The 16715-nt window shown below is 67.5% G+C and carries 18 protein-coding genes; 6 read left to right on the top strand and 12 right to left on the bottom strand.

Going from position 1 to position 16715, the window contains the following annotated elements; all coding sequences use genetic code 11:
- Positions 1-93 precede the first annotated feature (93 nt).
- The 11 genes from BVE01S_RS11205 to BVE01S_RS11160 all read right to left on the bottom strand — a co-directional run bounded on the left by BVE01S_RS11205 (position 94) and on the right by BVE01S_RS11160 (position 11703).
- Positions 94-399 (bottom strand): hypothetical protein, encoded by a 306-nt coding sequence (locus BVE01S_RS11205; protein WP_035307824.1) that lies wholly within the window; start codon positions 397-399, stop codon positions 94-96.
- 115 nt (positions 400-514) lie between these two features.
- Entirely contained in the window at positions 515-952 is a 438-nt protein-coding gene (gene copM / locus BVE01S_RS11200; protein ID WP_035307825.1) for a CopM family metallochaperone, read from the bottom strand.
- Between the two features lie 30 nt (positions 953-982).
- A complete protein-coding gene (locus BVE01S_RS11195; protein WP_035307827.1) occupies positions 983-3544 on the bottom strand; it encodes a heavy metal translocating P-type ATPase in 2562 nt (853 codons plus the stop codon).
- An 11-nt stretch (positions 3545-3555) separates the two neighbouring features.
- On the bottom strand, positions 3556-3687 hold the full coding sequence (locus BVE01S_RS17390) for a hypothetical protein (protein WP_255347087.1): 132 nt from the start codon (positions 3685-3687) through the stop codon (positions 3556-3558).
- Between the two features lie 7 nt (positions 3688-3694).
- Positions 3695-4306, bottom strand: coding sequence for a methyltransferase family protein (locus BVE01S_RS11190; RefSeq protein WP_035307829.1), 612 nt, complete (start codon positions 4304-4306; stop codon positions 3695-3697).
- Positions 4303-4908: a cation efflux transmembrane domain-containing protein gene (locus BVE01S_RS11185; protein WP_035307831.1), complete on the bottom strand. Its 606-nt coding sequence runs from the start codon at positions 4906-4908 to the stop codon at positions 4303-4305. Before BVE01S_RS11185 ends, BVE01S_RS11190 begins: the two co-directional genes overlap by 4 nt.
- Entirely contained in the window at positions 4905-8129 is a 3225-nt protein-coding gene (locus BVE01S_RS11180) for an efflux RND transporter permease subunit (protein ID WP_066627532.1), read from the bottom strand. The genes BVE01S_RS11185 and BVE01S_RS11180 overlap by 4 nt, the downstream gene beginning before the upstream one ends.
- Positions 8130-8137: 8 nt before the next feature.
- Complete coding sequence (locus BVE01S_RS11175) at positions 8138-9340, bottom strand: efflux RND transporter periplasmic adaptor subunit (protein ID WP_035307835.1); 1203 nt, start codon at positions 9338-9340, stop codon at positions 8138-8140.
- Positions 9340-10593, bottom strand: a complete 1254-nt coding sequence (locus BVE01S_RS11170) for a TolC family protein (RefSeq protein WP_066627529.1) — start codon at positions 10591-10593, stop codon at positions 9340-9342. Before BVE01S_RS11170 ends, BVE01S_RS11175 begins: the two co-directional genes overlap by 1 nt.
- 56 nt (positions 10594-10649) lie before the next feature.
- On the bottom strand, positions 10650-11006 hold the full coding sequence (locus BVE01S_RS11165) for a hypothetical protein (protein WP_197019742.1): 357 nt from the start codon (positions 11004-11006) through the stop codon (positions 10650-10652).
- A 28-nt stretch (positions 11007-11034) separates the two neighbouring features.
- Positions 11035-11703: a cation efflux transmembrane domain-containing protein gene (locus BVE01S_RS11160; protein ID WP_054764212.1), complete on the bottom strand. Its 669-nt coding sequence runs from the start codon at positions 11701-11703 to the stop codon at positions 11035-11037.
- A gap of 53 nt (positions 11704-11756) precedes the next feature.
- Here BVE01S_RS11160 and BVE01S_RS11155 point away from each other — a divergent pair, with 53 nt between their 5' ends.
- Positions 11757-12203: a MerR family transcriptional regulator gene (locus BVE01S_RS11155; RefSeq protein WP_035307839.1), complete on the top strand. Its 447-nt coding sequence runs from the start codon at positions 11757-11759 to the stop codon at positions 12201-12203.
- Here the strand turns inward: BVE01S_RS11155 and BVE01S_RS17475 are convergent.
- Positions 12100-12375: an NRDE family protein gene (locus BVE01S_RS17475; RefSeq protein ID WP_119412789.1), complete on the bottom strand. Its 276-nt coding sequence runs from the start codon at positions 12373-12375 to the stop codon at positions 12100-12102. The genes BVE01S_RS11155 and BVE01S_RS17475 overlap by 104 nt on opposite strands.
- Before the next feature lie 159 nt (positions 12376-12534).
- On the opposite strand from BVE01S_RS17475, the gene BVE01S_RS11150 reads away from it, so the two are divergent.
- The 5 genes from BVE01S_RS11150 (at position 12535) to BVE01S_RS11130 (ending at position 16705) form a co-directional block, all read left to right on the top strand.
- The gene (locus tag BVE01S_RS11150; protein WP_035307841.1) at positions 12535-12900 is read left to right on the top strand and encodes a single-stranded DNA-binding protein; all 366 of its coding nucleotides are present in this window, start codon (positions 12535-12537) and stop codon (positions 12898-12900) included.
- A 37-nt stretch (positions 12901-12937) separates the two neighbouring features.
- Complete coding sequence (locus BVE01S_RS11145) at positions 12938-13363, top strand: single-stranded DNA-binding protein (protein ID WP_035307844.1); 426 nt, start codon at positions 12938-12940, stop codon at positions 13361-13363.
- A 125-nt stretch (positions 13364-13488) separates the two neighbouring features.
- A complete protein-coding gene (locus BVE01S_RS11140) occupies positions 13489-13896 on the top strand; it encodes a GcrA family cell cycle regulator (RefSeq protein WP_066555132.1) in 408 nt (135 codons plus the stop codon).
- Between the two features lie 312 nt (positions 13897-14208).
- On the top strand, positions 14209-15147 hold the full coding sequence (locus tag BVE01S_RS11135) for a DUF2493 domain-containing protein (RefSeq protein WP_035307847.1): 939 nt from the start codon (positions 14209-14211) through the stop codon (positions 15145-15147).
- 310 nt (positions 15148-15457) lie between these two features.
- A complete protein-coding gene (locus tag BVE01S_RS11130; RefSeq protein ID WP_035307850.1) occupies positions 15458-16705 on the top strand; it encodes a DUF3363 domain-containing protein in 1248 nt (415 codons plus the stop codon).
- The last annotated feature ends 10 nt before the right edge of the window (positions 16706-16715 follow it).

Genomic DNA, 16715 nt, shown 5'->3' with positions numbered 1-16715 from the left:
CAGCGGCAGCGCGCCGACGATTACCAAATGGGAAGAGCGACACCGTCCCGCGAAACCCAGACCGGCTGCGGCCTGGCGGTCTGCGCTGCAGTCTCAAGGCCGTGCCGCTTCGGCCACTCCGGGGTGATCGTGATGACGCGGACCGAACTGCAACTGATCTCGCGTCAGAACAAGAAGGCCGAACCCCAAGAGACATACAGTCGCCATGGCGGCGGTCATGACCCGTCCAGCCTGCCCCTTCCGCCCGAGACGATAGGTCATGATCGCCAGGAGCGACATGAGAACGCCGAAGGACACGAACACCGGGATGCGGTAGGTCGCCGCCAGCGGTACGGCGAGACAGACGACGATCGCGCCGGCGACGAGGCTCGCGCCAATCGCGATCAGTGTGTCCTGCACCGGCCGGAACGGCTCTGGCCTCCCGTATAGCTTGGACCGGCCGCGCCCCTTGTAGCGCCCTGGACGCCATCGAGGAGCCTTGCTCCGGATCGGGGATCGCTTGCCCCCCATGGCTTCAGCCCTGCGCGTCCGCCGGGCGAGCCGCGCGGTTGGCCAGCCACACCCGCATACGGACAATTTCAGCTTCCTGAGTCCGAATGATCTCCTCCGCGAGGCCCTTGACCTCGGGATCCGAACCTTGGTCGAGCGCAATCCTTGCCATGGCGACCGCCCCCTCGTGGTGGGCGATCATCCCGCGCATGAAGTCGACATCGGCGTCGCCGCTGTAGTCGATGTTCATAGCGGCGTGCATCCGCTCGTTCGCCTCCTTGTAGGAACGGGTGGCGGGATTATCCGAGGCGGCATCGCCGTGCCCGGCATGCTGGTCGATCGGGCGTGCATCGACTGCCGTCGGCTCCGGCGCCGGGCGACCCTGCCGCGAGAGCATCCCGAAGCCGAAGACCGAGATCAGGAGAAAGGCGGCGATGACGCCAACCCAGCCGAGACGTTTCATTGGACTATCCTTTGCTTTCCTGAAGGCGGGTCATTCGACGCCGCGCGGACCGCGCCACGCCAGAAGGCGAAGCGCGTTGAAGACGACCAGCAGGGTGGAACCCTCGTGGAGGGCGACGGCAGGGCCGATGCCGAGACCGAGGATCGTCGCCGGGACGAGGAACGCCACGACCCCGAGGCTGACGAACAGGTTCTGGCGGATGATGCGGCGGGTTTGACGGCTGAGACCCACGGTGAAGGGCAACTTCGACAAATCATCCGCCATCAAGGCTACGTCGGCGGTCTCCAGGGCGACGTCCGATCCCGCCGCACCCATGGCGACGCCGACCGTCGCGGTGGCCATCGCCGGAGCATCGTTGACGCCATCGCCGACCATGGCGACCTTGGTCTCCGCCCGGAGTTTCTTGATGGCGTCGACCTTGTCCTCCGGCATCAGGTCGCCCCACGCCTCGGTCAGCCCGACCTGACCGGCCACCGCCTGGGCCGCCTTCTGGTGGTCGCCCGAGATCATGATCATGCGGCGAATGCCGAGCGCGCGGAGCGCGGTAAGGGTCTCGCGCGCCTTGGCCCGAGGCGTGTCGAGAAGGCCGATGACCCCGAGATCCTTTGTCCCGCGGCGAACCACCATGAGCGTCCGTCCCTGGTTTCGAAGGCCCGCGACGGCGATCTCGGTGTCCGGTGCGAGCGGAGCGATGGCGTCCGAACCGAACATCTCCGGTTTGCCGATCCAAACATCCTGGTCGTCCAGGCGTGCCGTGACGCCCTTGCCAGTCAGGCTACGCAAATCCGTTGCGGTTCGAACGGGGGCGGCGACCAACCGCTGGCTTCCGTCGCGGACGATCGCTTCCGCCAAGGGGTGATCGCTGAGCCGTTCGACCGCGACAGCAATCTCCAGGAGCTCGCTCTCTGTCGTCTGGCCGAACGGAACGACATCGGTGATCCGCGGCCGCCCCTCGGTCAGCGTCCCGGTCTTGTCAAACGCGATGGCGTCGAGCGCTCCCAGGTTTTCGAGCGGCGCGCCACCCTTGACGAGAACCCCGGCGCGGGCCGCCCGGGCGACCCCGGACAACACCGCGCTCGGCGTGGCGATCGCGAGAGCGCACGGACTGGCGGCCACCAGCACGGCCATCGCCCGATAGAAGCTGTCGCGGAACGGCTCGTCGACGACAACCCATGCAAACAGGAGGACGAAGGCCAGACCGAGCACGAGGGGCACGAAGACGCGCTCGAAGCGATCGGTGAAGCGCTGGGTCGGCGACTTTTGGGTCTCGGCCTCACTCACCATCCGGACGACCTTGGCCAAGGTGGTGTCGTTGGATCGACGCGTCGTTTCGATCTCGATGGCGCCGCCGCCGTTAATGGTGCCGGCGAAGACCACCGACGCCGCCGAGACATTCGCCGGCTTGGCGCGGGCCTCCTCGGGGTTCAGGACAGGCTGCTTGTCCACCGGAATGCTCTCCCCTGTCACGGGAGCCTGGTTCACGCTGGATGTTCCCTTCACGACGAAGCCGTCGGCCGGGAGACGCTCGTTCGGCCGGACGACGACGAGGTCGCCGACTTCCAGCTCTTCGACCGGAAGTTCGACGACGGCCTCTCCTCGCCGCACATGAGCGGTGCGCGGGGCCAAGGCGGCCAGAGCCTCGATCGCCTTCTTGGCGCGACCCATCGCGAAGTGTTCGAGGGCGTGCCCGAGGCTGAACAGGAACAGTAGCAGCGCCCCTTCCGCCCAGGCTCCGAGCGCCGCGGCGCCGGCTGCGGCCACCAGCATCAGGGTGTCGATCTCGAAACGCTTGCGCCGCAGATTCCCGACAGCCTCGCCGACCGTGAACCAGCCGCCCAAGGCATAGGCGATCAGGAAAAGGCCGAAGGGCAGCCATCCCGGCACGCCCGGAATGAATTTCTCGATCAGCCAACCAATCGTGAGCGCGACACCGCTGCCGACCGCGAAAATGAGCTCCGTGTTGGGTCCGAGGAAGCCGCCATGACCATGGTCGTGCCCGTCGCCTTCGGAATGTCCGTGGTCATGGCCATCGCCATCGAAGTGGCCATGGCCGTGACCGTCATCGGGCGTATGACTGGCCTCGTCATCGGATGGCGCAGTCGGCTGCGCATCAGGGCGCTTTGCAGTGGCTGAAGCAGCGTCCTCCGTCGCTCCGACCAGTGCGAGGCCGTGGCTCGCAAGGCGATCGACAAGCGTCTCACGGTTCGTGATCTGCCGGTCGAACTCCAGGCGCAGAGCGCCAGCCGGATCCAGCACCGCCTCGATCACGCCGGCTTCTTCGCCGAGCGCGGCCGCGAGCGTGCGGGCGTGCCGGGCGTGGCGGACACCCTCCACTCGCCCGACGAGATGCCCGAAACGCTCACTGACCTCGGCTCCGGCCTGACGCGCACGGCGACGGACCTGAGCCAGCGACAGCTGGTCGGGGTCGTAATGGATGCAAAGCTCTGGGCCTCCCTCGCCTTCGGCGACATGCGCCTCAGAGACGCCGGGTTCGGCCCGCAACAGCGCGATCAGCCGTCCAACGCAGCCGTCCTGCACATCGGGCGCATGAGGCAGGAGGACGGGAATGTTGAGGCGGAGGGTCTTGGGCATGATCGGGCTCCTCAGGAGACATCACGGGTAGGGATCGAGCGGTCAGGCACGAACATCCCGGCGCGCTGGGCGACGGCTCCAGCGACGAAGGCGGCGATCGCCAAAGCCGCACTCAGGAGGATGACCAGTCGCTTGCGGTTCATCTCGACCTCACGGTAGGGCGATGAGAGCGTCGAGCCAGCCGAGGTTCTGGAGGTGCTCCAGTCCCTCGAACACGGGCAACGCCAGAAGGAAGACAAGGCCGTCGCGGACAGTCCGGAGGAAGAAGGCCGGCCGGACGGACAGTTCCGCCTCATCACGCCAGAGGCGCAGGTTCGGAACGAAGCGGGGGGTGCGCACGACGTAGCTGCGGTAGGTGTCGCCGAAGGCCGACGTCAGGAAGCTTTCCTCTCGGCTCGCGACGATGCGGAACACGATCCAGCAGGCGACGGCGAAGGTGGCGCCGACGGTCAGGCTGCCCGTCTGTGCGCCGATCCCGAATGCGCCGATGAAGCTGAAAACATAAAGCGGGTTTCGACACAGCGAATAAGGCCCGCTGGTGACGATCTCCTGCTTCTTTCGGCCGCCGATGTAGAGCGAGCACCAGGCGCGCCCCAAGACGCAAACCATGATGGCGATCAGCCCGAGATGTTCGACGGGATGCTCGAGCTGTGGCTGGGCCTTCACGAGAGCGGTCCAGGCCAGCAGGGCGAACAACCCGGCGGCGATGAAGAGTTTGCGCCAGCGCTGGACGGAGGCGATGTCGATCAACGGCGGGCTCATGTCACCGAGCTCTCCGCGTCGCGTCGCGCAAGGCGCGCATCGCGTAGAATGTCGAAGCCGCCCTTGGCGGCTATGGCGGCGACCAGCACCCCCACCAGCAGGTCGGGCCACGACTGGTCCAACCACATCACCAGGCCGCCTGCGACGAGGATGCCGCCGTTCGAGGCGAAATCGTTCAGGCTGAATGTCTCGGCCGCCTTCATGTTGACGTCGCTGCTCTGCTGACGACGGATCAACAGCAGGCAGATCAGATTGATAACCGCCGCTACGACAGCGAGCACCATCATGGTCGGTCCGACCGGCTCGGTTCCCGTCAGCGTCCGGCGCAGGGCGTCGAGCAGGACGAGGACCGAGAAGATCAGCAGCATCACGCCGGAGACCTGAGCCGCCCGCGTCTTCCAGATCAGCGCGCGCCCGACGGCGAGGAAGCTGATCAGATAGACGGCCGCGTCGGAGCCGTTGTCGACGGCGTTCGCGAGCAGAGCGCTGGAGTCGGCGGCGAGGCCGCCGACTCCCAGGCCCACGAACAGCAGAGCGTTCAGGAACAGCACCACCAGGAGGGTGCGGCGCTGGACCTGCTCTGTTTCGTGGGCCCCGCTCATTCCTCGATCCCTTCCGCCTTCCGGTGTTTCACGGCCTTGGCCGCGAAGGTCGGAAGGACAAGGAGCGTCAGCGCGGTGGCCGTGAGCAGGCCTCCGATGACCACGGTGGCCAGCGGCTTCTGCACTTCGGCGCCGGCGCCGTGAGCGAATGCCATCGGGATAAACCCGACGATGGCGACGAGAGCCGTCGTCAGGACGGCGCGAAGCCGGCTTGTCGCGCCTTCGATGGCGGCAAGACGCGGCGCCGCTCCGCCCGTGAGACGCTCCCGAATGGCCTGCATCAGCACGAGACCGTTCAAGGTCGCGACGCCGGACACGGCGATGAAGCCGACCGCTGCGGAAACCGAGAACGGCATCCCCCTGAGGACAAGCGCCAGGGCGCCGCCGACCAGAGCCAACGGAACGCACGCGAACACCAGGCCCGCCTCGGCGATGGATCCCAGAGCCATGAAAAGCAAGACCCCGATCAGGATGAAGACGATCGGAATGACCAGCCCCAGACGCTGTTCGGCCCGCTTCAGGTTCTCGAACTGGCCACCCCAGGTCAGGGAGTAGCCGGTCGGAAGATCGACGTCGGCCTCCACCTTGGCCTGGGCCTCGGTGACGAAGCCGCCCAGGTCGCGCCCGCGAACGTTGGCCTGCACCACCATCCGCCGGCTGCCGTCATTGCGGCTGATCTGGTTCTGTCCTTCCGCGACCTGAATCCGGGCGACGGAGGAGAGCGGCACGGTCACGCCTGTGGCGGTCGTTACCGGCAGAGCCGCAAGGGCCGCCGGATCATTCCGTGCATCATCCGCGAGACGGACGACGACGCTGAAGCGACGATCGCCTTCGAAGATTTGCCCGGCCTCGGCGCCGCCGACCGCGGCCGAAACCGCCTCGGAGACATCGGCGGCCGACAAGCCGTAGTTGGCGGCCGCGAAACGATCCACGCTGACGGTCAGGGTGGGCAGCCCGGACGCCTGTTCGACGCGAACGTCGGCAGATCCGGGCGTTGCGCGCAGGGCGGCGGCGACCCGGTCCGCAGTGGCCTGCAGCTGGGTGAAGTCGTCGCCATAGACCATCACGGCGAGGTCGGTCCGAACCCCCGAGATCAGCTCGTTGAAGCGCAGCTCGATGGGCTGGCTGAACTCGAAGCTGTTGCCGAGTTGTCCGGCGGCGAGCTCTTCGAACCGTTCGATCAGCTCCTCTTTCGGAAGGTTCGGATCGGGCCACTCCTTGCGGTCTTTCAGGACGATGACCGCGTCCGAAATGTTCGGCGGCATCGGGTCCACCGCCGCCTCCGCCGTCCCGGTCCGGGCGAAGACAGTCTTCACCTCGGGCTGGGCCTTGATGACGCGTTCGAGGGCCATCTGCATCGCCAGCGATTGTTCCAGCGAGGCGGACGGCACGCGCAACGCCTGCATGGCGATATCGCCTTCATCCAGGGTCGGAATGAACTCCCGCCCCAAAGAACTGAAGGCGATGCCGCCAATGACGAGGGCGCCGAGCGCGGACGCCAGGACGACTTTGGGCCGGTCGACGGCGGCGCGGATCGCCGGTTCGATCCAGCGCCGCGCGTATCGGAGGATGAAGGTCTCGTGCTCGTGGGCGTGGCCGTGCTCATCGACCTCGACCTTCTTCGGATCCCGGACCAGCAGGGCCGTCATCGCCGGCACGAAGGTGAAGGAGAAGATGAAGGCGCCGACGAGGGCCAGCATCACCGTTGCGCCCATGGGGATGAAGGTCTTGCCCTCCACGCCCTCAAGCATCAGCAGCGGCGTGAAGACCAGGAGGATGATCAGCTGGCCAAAAGCAGCCGGTTTGACCATCTGACGCGCCGCGGCTCCAGCAACCTCGAGCCGCTCCCGGCGTGTCAGCATTCGACCGGCTTCGGCCCGCCGCTGGCTGAGCATCAGCAGGGTATTCTCGACCACCACGACCGCGCCGTCGACCAGAAGGCCGAAGTCCAGCGCGCCGAGGCTCATCAGGTTTCCGCTGATGCCAAAGCGGTTCATGCCGATGACCGCGAACAGGAAGCTGATCGGGATCATCAGGGCGGTGATCGAGGCCGCACGGATGTTGCCGAGCAGCAGGAACAGCACCACGATCACCAGCAGAGCGCCTTCGATCAGGTTCTTGGCGACGGTTGAGATGGTCTTGTTGACCAGCGAGCTGCGGTTCAGGACCGGTTCGGCGACAACGCTCGGCGGCAGGCTCGCGGAAACCTCCTCGAGACGTTCGGCTGCGGCTTGGGCCACCGTCCGGCTGTTGCCGCCGGCCAGCATCAGCGCCGTACCAACCACGGCCTCGTGGCCGTCGCGGCTGGCGCCGCCGAGACGCGGCGCCTGGCCAATCTCGACGGTGGCGACGTCGGCGACCCGGACGACCAGTCCGTTGCGGTTGACGACGGGGGCCTGGGCGAGATCCGGGATGGTCTGCGCCAAGGCGTCGGTCCGCACGGTCAAGGCTTCGCCGGACCGCTGGACATAGCCAGCGCCAGCCTGGGTGTTAGCCCGTTCCAGCGCGACGACGAGATCGTTCAGGCTCAGACCGTAACCCGCCAGACGCGCGGCGTCGGGTCGGACCGCATACTCCTTCACATAGCCGCCGTTCACATCAACGCCGGCCAGTCCCTTCGCGGTCCGCATGCGCGGGGCGATGATCCAGTCCTGAACCGTGCGGAGATAGGTTGCGCGGGCCTGGGGCGTGGTCAGGAGTTCGCCTTCGGGCGTCAGATAGGCGCCGCCCGCCTGCCAGCCGGGCTCACCCGGTTTGGCGAGGTTGGCGCTGTTGAACGGCTTGAAGTCGACCGTCCACATCAGCACCTCGCCCAGTCCCGTGGTGATGGGCGCAAGCGCCGGCTCCACGCCTTCGGGCAACCGTTCGCGCGCCTGGGCCATCCGTTCGGCCACCTGCTGGCGGGCGAAGTAGATGTCCGTGTTGTCGGAGAAGATGACCGTGACCTGGCTGAAGCCGTTTCGGCTCAGCGACCGCGTGGTCTGGATGCCAGGAATACCCGCCATCGCGGTTTCGAGCGGATAGGTGACCTGACGTTCCATCTGCTCGGGCGCGAGCGCTGGCGCGATGGTGTTGATCTGAACCTGCCGGTTGGTGATGTCCGGCACGGCGTCGATGGGTAGCTGCGTCAGGTTGTAGAGGCCGAAGGCGGCGACGATCGCCGTCGCCAGGACCACGAACCATCGGAAGCGGACCGAGGCTTCGATAAGTGCTTTGAACATGACGCCCCCTAGTGCCCGTGCTCGGCTTCGCCCTTGGCCATTTCGGCCTTGAGCAGGAAGGCGTTGGCGGACGCCACGCGTTCAGATCCGGTGAGCCCGCGCAGGATCTCGGTGCGGCCCGCGGCCTGGCGGCCTGCGAGCACTTGCACGGCTTGGAAGCCGCCCTCGACCTGCACGAAGACCACGGTGTTTCCATCGACGGTCTGGACCGCCTCGGTGGGCACGGTCATCCCGCCAGTCGCCTCGCCGGTCACGATGGCGCCAGTGACGGCCGAACCGGCTGGCGGCAGAGACGCGCCAGAGGGTCGGGCCCGGATCACGGTCGCGCCGCTTTCGCTGAGACCGGCGTCGGCGGCGACGCCGGTGACGACGGCGTCGAACTCGCCGTTCGGCCCGGTCACGCGCATTGGCGCACCGGCACGCACATTGGCCGCAAGGGCAGGCGGTGCGTTGAAGACCATCTCGACACGAGCAGGATTGCTGACTTCCGCCACCACGCCGCCCTGGGCGACGAACCCGCCCGGACCGACCTGGACGCTGCTGACCACGCCCGAGATCGGACTGGTCACGCTGAGCCTGCCCGAAGCGTTCGGAGAGCCAGCGGCCGCCGAGCGGGCGCGAGCGGCGCGGGTCGCCGCCTCGGCGCTCAGGAACTGGGCGCGTGACGCTTCGACCTCCTGCCGCGCGACGATGCCCTGATCCGCCAGACTGCGATTTCGCTCATAGGCCTGGCGCGCCGCTTCAGCGGATGCCCCGGCCGCGTCGGCGTCCGCGCGGAAGGTCGCCGCCTCGCCGCTGACAAGGCTCACAAGCGGCTGACCGGCGCGGACCGACTGACCCGGCGCGACGAGAACGCGCTCGACGCGACCTCCGACGGCAGCGCCCACGGCAGCGCGAGAATCGACCATCGGCTCTACGCGGCCGGCGAGCCGGGTCTCCCCTCCTCCTCCGCCGCCGACGCCGACGACCGTGATGCCCGCTGCCTGGATCTCTGCTGTGGTGAGTTCAATCCGACCTTCGGTCTCTGCCCCGGCGGCCTCCCCCTCGGCGTGTCCCCCCTCTTCCTCGGCATGGCCGGCTTCGCCTTCGGCGGCAGCCGGCGCGGCGGGTTCGGAGGACCGGGTGGCCAACCAGAGGCCGCCGCCTCCGAGAATGACCAGGGCGGCGACGCCGCCGATCAGCAGGGTCTTGTTCGATGTGCGCTTGCGCATCACTGGGCTCCTTCGAAGGGGGCGCGGCCATCAAGGCGCGCGAGATCGATCTCGGCTCGGACGCGCGCGAGACGCGCGTCGACCGCTGCAGACCGGGCGTTGACGAGGGCGGTGCGGGTCACCCGCAGTTCGACCTGGGAAATGCGGCCGGACTCAAAGCCGATGCGGGACAGGCGATAGGCTTCCTCTGCGGCGGTGACGCCGCCGTCAGCAGCGTTGACGCGACTGACCGAGGCCGAAAGGCGAGCGACCGCGGCAGCGCGGTCCGCCTGGGCTTCCTGCCGCGCACTCATCAGCCGGGCGTCGGCAGCGCGAAACTCGGCTTGCGCCGCTTCGATGTTTCCCCGGTTCCGGTCGAACAACGGCAGCGGCATGCTGACGCCGAAAGTCAGCGCCGTCGCATCTTCCGCCTCGAAGCGGCGGATGCCGATACTGGCGTTGATGTCGGGGCGGGCCTGAACCCGTTGAACATCGATGCGTCGTTCGGCGGCGGACCGTTGGGCTTCGGCGACGCGGACCGTCGGCGCATCCTCGATCACGGATCCGATCGTCGTCGGCGCCTCGTCGAGAAGGCTGTCTTCGATCTGCGTGACCGGAACCGGGATCATGGCGACAGCCGTGAGACGGGCATAGGCCGCGTCGCGTTCCGCGACAGCTTCATCCCGCGTCGCGCGCGCCGAGGCAGCCTCGGCCTCCCCCTGAATGCCGCGGAGGAGAGGTTCGCGACCTTCCTCCACGAGGGTCAGGGCCGCGCGGGCATCCGCGACGGTCAGCGTGAGGGTTTCTTCCGCGAGCGTGGCTCGCCTCTGCGCGGCCTCCGCTTCGGCATAGATCAGGGCCAGGCGGCCTGCGGCGTCGATGACCGCAAGGTCTCGTTGAAGGCCCACTGCGCCGGCCTCGGCGCGAGCGGCGGCGATGCGCGTCGAACGACGTCCCCACAGCTCGAGATCCTGACTGATCGCCAGGGTCATGTCCGCGTTGTTCAGACCCGAATAGGGGCCTGAGCCATAGCCGTTCTCGACATCGAAGCCGAGGACAGGGTTGGGACGCACCCGTGCCTGACGGACACGGGCTTCCGCTGCGTCGTAGTTGGCGCCCGCCTCAAGGGTCGCAGGCGCATTCCCGAGTTGAGCGAGGAGTTGGGCATAGGTCGGAGCTGGGTCAGCCCATACGGGACTGGCCAGGGTCGCCGCGATCGCAGCGAGGGCGCAGCCGACCGCGTAACGCGGCCGCCTGCGAGATGTGGGAGACATGATTCATTTCCAGAGTTTCTGAGGACGAAGAGGCGCGCTAAGGCGCAGGTCTTCGGTCAGACTCTGGGAGGACGCTTCAGGCCGTCAGGCGTGATGGACGCCCGGAAGTCATCCTGTCGGCCGCTTTGCAGAGGAGGCTCGCCGAACGACGGAGCAAAGGCGTCCACGGCAGGACCGCGCGCCGTTGAGGTGTGGTGGCAGTGGCCGTGCGAGCAGATCCCGTGACCGCCGCTCTTGCCGCTGTGGTCGCCCTCGCTTTGATCATGATCGACGACCGCGTGAGCCGCAGGCGGTTCCGGCAGACAGGTCGCGGCGTCGACGGCGGGCGCAAAGAAGAAGGCGGCGAAGACAAGAGTCATCGCCACGATCAGCTTCGCCCATGTCGTCATCGACCAGGTCATCGCGCGCTGCATACTTTCGTTCTCGAAGTTAGGCAATGCGTTACAAAGTCCGAACAGCGGCGTGGGCTGCGCGGCTCTCCGCCCTAGCCTGCACCAAGATCGAAATGGCGGACTGGAGGAAGACGCCGCCCAGCAGAAGGCCCGCCAGCAAGTCCGGCCACCGGGATCCAGTCAGCCAGACCAGCCCGCCGGCCGCGGCGACGCCCAGGCTGTGGATCAGATCGTTCCGTGTGCAAAGCCAGACGGAGCGCACGTTGGCGTCACCGTCACGGAAACGCACGAGCAGCAGGGCGGCGATTAGATTCGCGGCGAAGCCGACCAGTCCCAGACCGGTGATGACGACGCCTTCGGGCGGCTGCCCCGTGACCGCTCTCCAGACGGCGTAGCCGAGAATGCTCACGGCCATGACGAGGAGGCTTGCGCTTTTGAAGACTGCGGCACCGGACCGCACCCGCACGGACTTGCCGATGGCCCAGAGGCTGACGGCGTAGGTGGCGCTGTCGGCCAGGAAGTCCATCGCATTGGCGGCGAGAGCCGCCGATCCCTGCATGAGACCGCCCGCGGCGACCGCGAAGAACCCACCCAGATTAAGGGCGATGACGGCCATCAGCACGCGCCGATAGGCGGGCGAGGCCCCGTCGAACCGGACCTGATGGCCGCAGCAGCCTCGGGCCGGGGCGCAGGATTCTGTCGGAGCGGGCGTCGTCATGCACCCTTCATGCATCCTCTAGCCACTAGAGGATCAAGCCCTATATTTCGAGCATGGCCAGAGACCCATCCCCTCCCCCGCTCCGGACGATCGGGCGCCTTTCGGCCGAGACCGGCGTGAAGGTTCCGACGATCCGGTTCTACGAGAAGATCGGACTGCTGGAGGAGCCGCCCCGCACCGCGAGCGACCGACGCCTTTACGACGGCGCTGCGACGCGGCGGCTCGCCTTCATTCGCCACGCGCGGCAGCTGGGGTTCGAGATCGACGACATCCGCGCCCTGCTGGCGCTGTCCGACGAACCCGACCAGCCCTGCACGGAGGTCAACCGGATCGCCGAACGCCAGCTTGCGGCGGTTGAGACTCGCATCGCCGGGCTTCAGGCGCTGCACGCCGAACTCACCCGTATTCAGGCGGCGAGTTGCTCAGGTGGGCGGATTTCCGACTGCCGAGTGATTGAGGCGCTTGGAAACCATGCGCACTGTGACGGTCTCCACGCATGACGACGGCCCTTCGCGTTCCGTCACTCCAAACAACCTTGGCCGTATCGGTCAGGTGAACGACCCGGCGGAGCACCAGTGGTTCCGAAAGTCGAGCGTACTCTTCGTCGCGGTTGCCGGCCGCCACGAGCGGCCAGTCCGGGTGGATATCCCAGGCGAGGGTGAGAACGCACATGCCCCAGCATCGCGCGAAAGCGGATCGATAGCGACAGTCCAGGCGGTCACGCCCGGGGCGAAAGCGCCCGGCCGGGAGCTGAGGAGGAAGGGAGGTCTCGGGCGAAGCGGGATTGGGGAGATCGGCTCCCCGGCGGCTTCGCATCAACAGGAGACTGATATGCAGACCATGGTGTTCACGGGCCGCCTCGCGGCCGACCCCCAGATCAGCGACGACTTCGGCAAGGCGGTCTTCCGCCTGCTCGAACAGCGCGGGACCGACAATGCCGGCAAGGCCCGGCTGGTCGGCGTCAACTGCGTCAGCTGGTCGAAGGGCCTCAACGAGAAGGTCATCGCGCGCGGGCTGGCGCAAGGGTGCGAGGCCGTCGTGATCGGCGCCTTCATCGACACCGCCTACACCGCCCGCGACGGGTCGGAGCGGACGGCCAAGGAGCTGGTGATCAATCGGCTCACCGTCCTCGACTGGGCGGAAGACCGCCAGGCCGATGCGAGCGCAGACGCGGCGGACGACCGCGCCGCCGCCTGATCCTCAACCGCTCATCCTGATTTCAAGGAGACTGACCATGCAAACCCTGACCCTCGAAGGCTACCTGGCCGCAGACCCTTCCATCCTGTCGGCGCAAGGCTCCGGCAAGAAGCGCGCGAGCTTCCGCGTGGTGGAAACCACCCGCTTCCGGCGCGCCAACGGTGAACCCGGCGAGCGGACCACCGGCTTCAACTGTATCTGCTTCAACGAGGCGACGGCTGAAAACTACATCCAGCCCTATGCCCGAAAGGGCAGCCGCGTCGTGATCCAGGGCCATGTCGAAAACGACACCTGGACCGGCAAGGACGGGGTGGAGCACTACGACCTTCGCCTCGTCGTCAGCGACATCCGGTTGAAGAACCGGCGCGTCGTCGGCGAACCGTCCGAAGACCGCTCCGGCGTCGCCGATCGCGGCGTCGAGGCGGGCGGCGGCTACGATCTCAACGACGACATCCCGTTCTGATCCGAAGGGGAGATTTGAAGGGCCCGGGCGCGCTGCGCCTCGGGCCCTTCTTCGTGCTGGCGACGGAAAGGCCGGAGGAAGGGCGCGGTCGGACGAGCCATCGGGGCTCGCCGAAGGAGACCGCCATGTCCGCATGGACCCAAGCCCGTATCAATCTGCTGAAGCGCCTGTGGCCCGAAGGGCGGAGCGCCGAGACCATCGCCCTGGAACTCGGCGGCGGCCTCACCCGCAACGCCGTCCTCGGCAAGGTCGCTCGCCTCGGCCTCTCGGAGGGGCGCACAGGCGCCCGGACTCGTCGCGAGGCGGCGCATCACGTGGCGCCCGAGCCGCCGCCCGATGGCGTTGCGACCATTCTGTCGGTGAGGCGGATGGATTGCCGTTGGCCGTATGGCGAACCGGGCGACGCCGCCTTCAGCCTCTGCGGTCGTCCGTCTGAACGCGGCGCCTTCTGCGCCGCCCATGCAGCGATCGCCTATCGGCCCACACCGCTGTCGGTGGAGGGCCTTATGCGCCTCGCGGGCGTGGCGCCTTGAGGACGGCTCGCTCGCCTGGGGATGCGCCGCCGGCCCGCCGGCGTCGAGGGACGAGAAGATCGACGCCTTCTCGTCCGTATCGGCGCGACGGCGCCGAATGGAGTCGTCGTCGCGAAGGGCGACGACGACTTGCCCCCACACAACGCCCTCCGACTTTGTCACGGCACCCCGGAAGTCAACGGCTGCGCCGTTCCCCTCCACGGAGGGCAAGCGGCCCTCCGCTCCGGTGACTGCCGAGGACCCCGCCGTGGCCAAAGCCGGGGTCGTTGCGCATGGGGCGCTTCGACAGTCTCTTTTCAAAGGAATGGTTCGATGACCCACTTCAACACCGCCTTCTCCGCCTCTTCGAAGACCGACTCCGCCTTCGACGACCTGACCGCGTCCTTGGGGGATGCGCGTCCGCACCCCACCGAGGACGCCCTGATCCAGCTGGGGCGCGCGCTCATGACCGAGCTCGTGGACGTGATCTCCGACACCGCTCTGGAGGACTATCAGACGATCCTCGGCGAAGCGCTTATCGGCGCCTTCCACTCGGCCGCGGGACGGATTGAACGGGACGCCGACCGCGCCCGTGACGCGATGCGCGCCCTGGATCGGGATTTCGACGGATCGGAAGCGGCCGATGTCGAACTTCAGGACGCAACGGCGAAAGCGAGATCCGGAGATGCGGCGACGCAGGCCTGCGAACTGATCCGGGATGCGGCCTCCGAAACCTGGACGATCGCGACCGGGGAGGTCTGGACCGCCTGGCGGGGATCACGGCGCGGCACCCATCTGACGGCGGCGCAGCTGGAGGCGAAACAGGCGATCCGGGCGATCCGGAATCGTCGGTCCGGAGAGGCCGATCCGGGCGGTCCGGTCGTCGCCTTCCGGGGCGCGCCGATGGCGGACACGGCCGAGGACGCCGGGCGGATCTTCGACGCCCTCAACTGGGCTAAGGGGGAGTGGCCGGACATGGCTCTGGCGACGACCGGGGCGAAAGGCTCCGAGAAGCTGGCGATCAAATGGGCCCAGCAGAAGGGGGTGAAGCTGATCCTCGCCCGGGCGGATTTCGACAGGAACGGAAAGGCGGCTCCCTTCCGGGCGAACGACGAGTTGATCGCGCTGGAGCCGGAGGTCTGCCTGACCCTGGTCCATTCGCTGGCCGGGGTGCGGGAGGATCAGCGGCCGTTCGGACCGGCGCTCAACCTCGGCCAGAAGGCGATGGAGAACGGGCTGCGGCACGTGCCCATCAAGGCCCGGGCCGCCTGAGACATCACGATCTGGATCAATGACCCGCTCGGCTTCGGCCGGGCGGGATTTTTCTTGTCATCCGGCGGACCCGAAGCGGTCTGAACGCCGGGGTCGCCTGGGTCTTGCCGAGGTTTGATCGGCTGTGTTCACTGTTGGAGAGGCTGGTTGGAAATCGTCAGATTGAGGGCTTAGGGCAAGATAAAAGAGGGGTTTTGGCCTTCTGTTTTCCTGAGCCCGGGCAGACACTTGCGAGGATTGCGGAGACCGACGTCGACTTGCGCTGAGTTGACGCCTGATTCCGCGACGACGACAGGCCGGAGCCCCGATCATGCAGGTCCGAACCGCCATTGAGGTACGCCTCGCCCAAGCGTCAAAGGATGACGTCTCGACCTTGAAAGTGCGCCTTCCGCAGAGGTTGAAGTCGGACAAGACCAGCGTCCGGATCGCCATGTTCCAGAGGCTCGCGGCCTCGCGCCTGTTCGCCTACGGGGACCGCGCCGGGTGTCTGCGCGCGGCCCAGAACCGCTCGGGTCGTCCCTTCCGTCTCGACGTCCGGCAGCGCGTCACGGTCAAGGCGCTGGTGTCCCGGCACATGGGCAAGGGGTTCGCCCGGGGCGCGGCGCTCGCCGCCCATATCGCCTATCTCGGCCGCATGGGCGCGGGCGAGGACGGCGAGCGCGCGGCCTTTTTCGGACCGGTGCGTGAGAGGGTCGATCCGACCGGCGCCACGGAGTGCTGGGCGAAGGACAGGCACCATTTTCGCTTCATCATTTCACCCGAGCACGGCGATCGGATTTCGGACCTCCAGGGCTTCGCCAGGGAGGTCATGTCGAGGGTCGCCGACGACCTTGGAGAACCGGGTCTGAACTGGATCGCCGTCTGCCATTTCGACACCGACCAGCCGCACGCCCATGTGCTTGTGCGCGGCCGGAGAAGCGACGGCCGGGACCTCGTGATTCCGCGCGACTACATCGGCTACGGCTTTCGCGCCCGGGCCCAGGAAGTGGCCCAGGAGCGGCTCGGCGACCTCAGCCGTCAGGACGCCGAACGGCGGGTCTGGCGTGAGACCGAGGCCGACCGGTTCACCGCCTTCGACCGCCGTCTCCTGGCAGCTGCGGACAACAACGGCTGTGTCGATGACGGGATCGGGGGCACTGACGCCTGGACGGCGCTGACCCGGGGACGGTTGCGCCATCTGGAGACCCTGGGCCTCGCCGAACGAACAGGGCGGCGCTTCCGGCTGGCCCCGGATATGGAAGCCCGACTTCGGAGGCTGCAGCTCTCGAAGGACGTCATTCGCACCCTCAACCAACGGCGTCTTGACGGCGCGCGGTCGGCGGAACAGCTGGGCAAGGCGCCGGTCCAGGGCAAGGTCGTGAAGACCGGCTTCCACGACGAACTGGGCGGCTCCGCCTATGTGGTGGTGCGCGCCGCTGACGGCTCCGAACACTATGGGCGGCTGGGTGTCGGCGAGACCCCGCCAACCGTGGGAAAAGCGGTCACGCTTTCGCTCGATGCGCGCGGCTTCGCCCAGGTCCTCAGCGGCAAGCATCTGGGTCAGGATCTGGGTCGGTGACGATTTGCCG

Source organism: Brevundimonas vesicularis NBRC 12165, assembly GCF_001592205.1.
Classification (GTDB): Bacteria; Pseudomonadota; Alphaproteobacteria; order Caulobacterales; family Caulobacteraceae; genus Brevundimonas; species Brevundimonas vesicularis.
This window is presented reverse-complemented; position numbering and strand designations above follow the sequence as displayed.

Bases quoted from the DNA above. Each gene is read 5' to 3' on its own strand.
- BVE01S_RS11180 (WP_066627532.1), bottom strand. From the start codon at position 8,129: ATGTTCAAAGCACTTATCGAAGCCTCGGTCCGCTTCCGATGGTTCGTG.
- BVE01S_RS11135 (WP_035307847.1), top strand. From the start codon at position 14,209: ATGACCCACTTCAACACCGCCTTCTCCGCCTCTTCGAAGACCGACTCC.
- BVE01S_RS11150 (WP_035307841.1), top strand. From the start codon at position 12,535: ATGCAGACCATGGTGTTCACGGGCCGCCTCGCGGCCGACCCCCAGATC.
- BVE01S_RS11185 (WP_035307831.1), bottom strand. From the start codon at position 4,908: ATGAGCGGGGCCCACGAAACAGAGCAGGTCCAGCGCCGCACCCTCCTG.
- BVE01S_RS11170 (WP_066627529.1), bottom strand. From the start codon at position 10,593: ATGTCTCCCACATCTCGCAGGCGGCCGCGTTACGCGGTCGGCTGCGCC.
- BVE01S_RS11195 (WP_035307827.1), bottom strand. From the start codon at position 3,544: ATGCCCAAGACCCTCCGCCTCAACATTCCCGTCCTCCTGCCTCATGCG.
- BVE01S_RS11160 (WP_054764212.1), bottom strand. From the start codon at position 11,703: ATGACGACGCCCGCTCCGACAGAATCCTGCGCCCCGGCCCGAGGCTGC.
- BVE01S_RS11130 (WP_035307850.1), top strand. From the start codon at position 15,458: ATGCAGGTCCGAACCGCCATTGAGGTACGCCTCGCCCAAGCGTCAAAG.
- BVE01S_RS17475 (WP_119412789.1), bottom strand. From the start codon at position 12,375: ATGTGCGTTCTCACCCTCGCCTGGGATATCCACCCGGACTGGCCGCTC.
- BVE01S_RS11175 (WP_035307835.1), bottom strand. From the start codon at position 9,340: ATGCGCAAGCGCACATCGAACAAGACCCTGCTGATCGGCGGCGTCGCC.
- BVE01S_RS11155 (WP_035307839.1), top strand. From the start codon at position 11,757: ATGGCCAGAGACCCATCCCCTCCCCCGCTCCGGACGATCGGGCGCCTT.
- BVE01S_RS11165 (WP_197019742.1), bottom strand. From the start codon at position 11,006: ATGCAGCGCGCGATGACCTGGTCGATGACGACATGGGCGAAGCTGATC.
- BVE01S_RS11190 (WP_035307829.1), bottom strand. From the start codon at position 4,306: ATGAGCCCGCCGTTGATCGACATCGCCTCCGTCCAGCGCTGGCGCAAA.
- copM (WP_035307825.1), bottom strand. From the start codon at position 952: ATGAAACGTCTCGGCTGGGTTGGCGTCATCGCCGCCTTTCTCCTGATC.
- BVE01S_RS11140 (WP_066555132.1), top strand. From the start codon at position 13,489: ATGTCCGCATGGACCCAAGCCCGTATCAATCTGCTGAAGCGCCTGTGG.
- BVE01S_RS11145 (WP_035307844.1), top strand. From the start codon at position 12,938: ATGCAAACCCTGACCCTCGAAGGCTACCTGGCCGCAGACCCTTCCATC.
- BVE01S_RS17390 (WP_255347087.1), bottom strand. From the start codon at position 3,687: ATGAACCGCAAGCGACTGGTCATCCTCCTGAGTGCGGCTTTGGCGATC.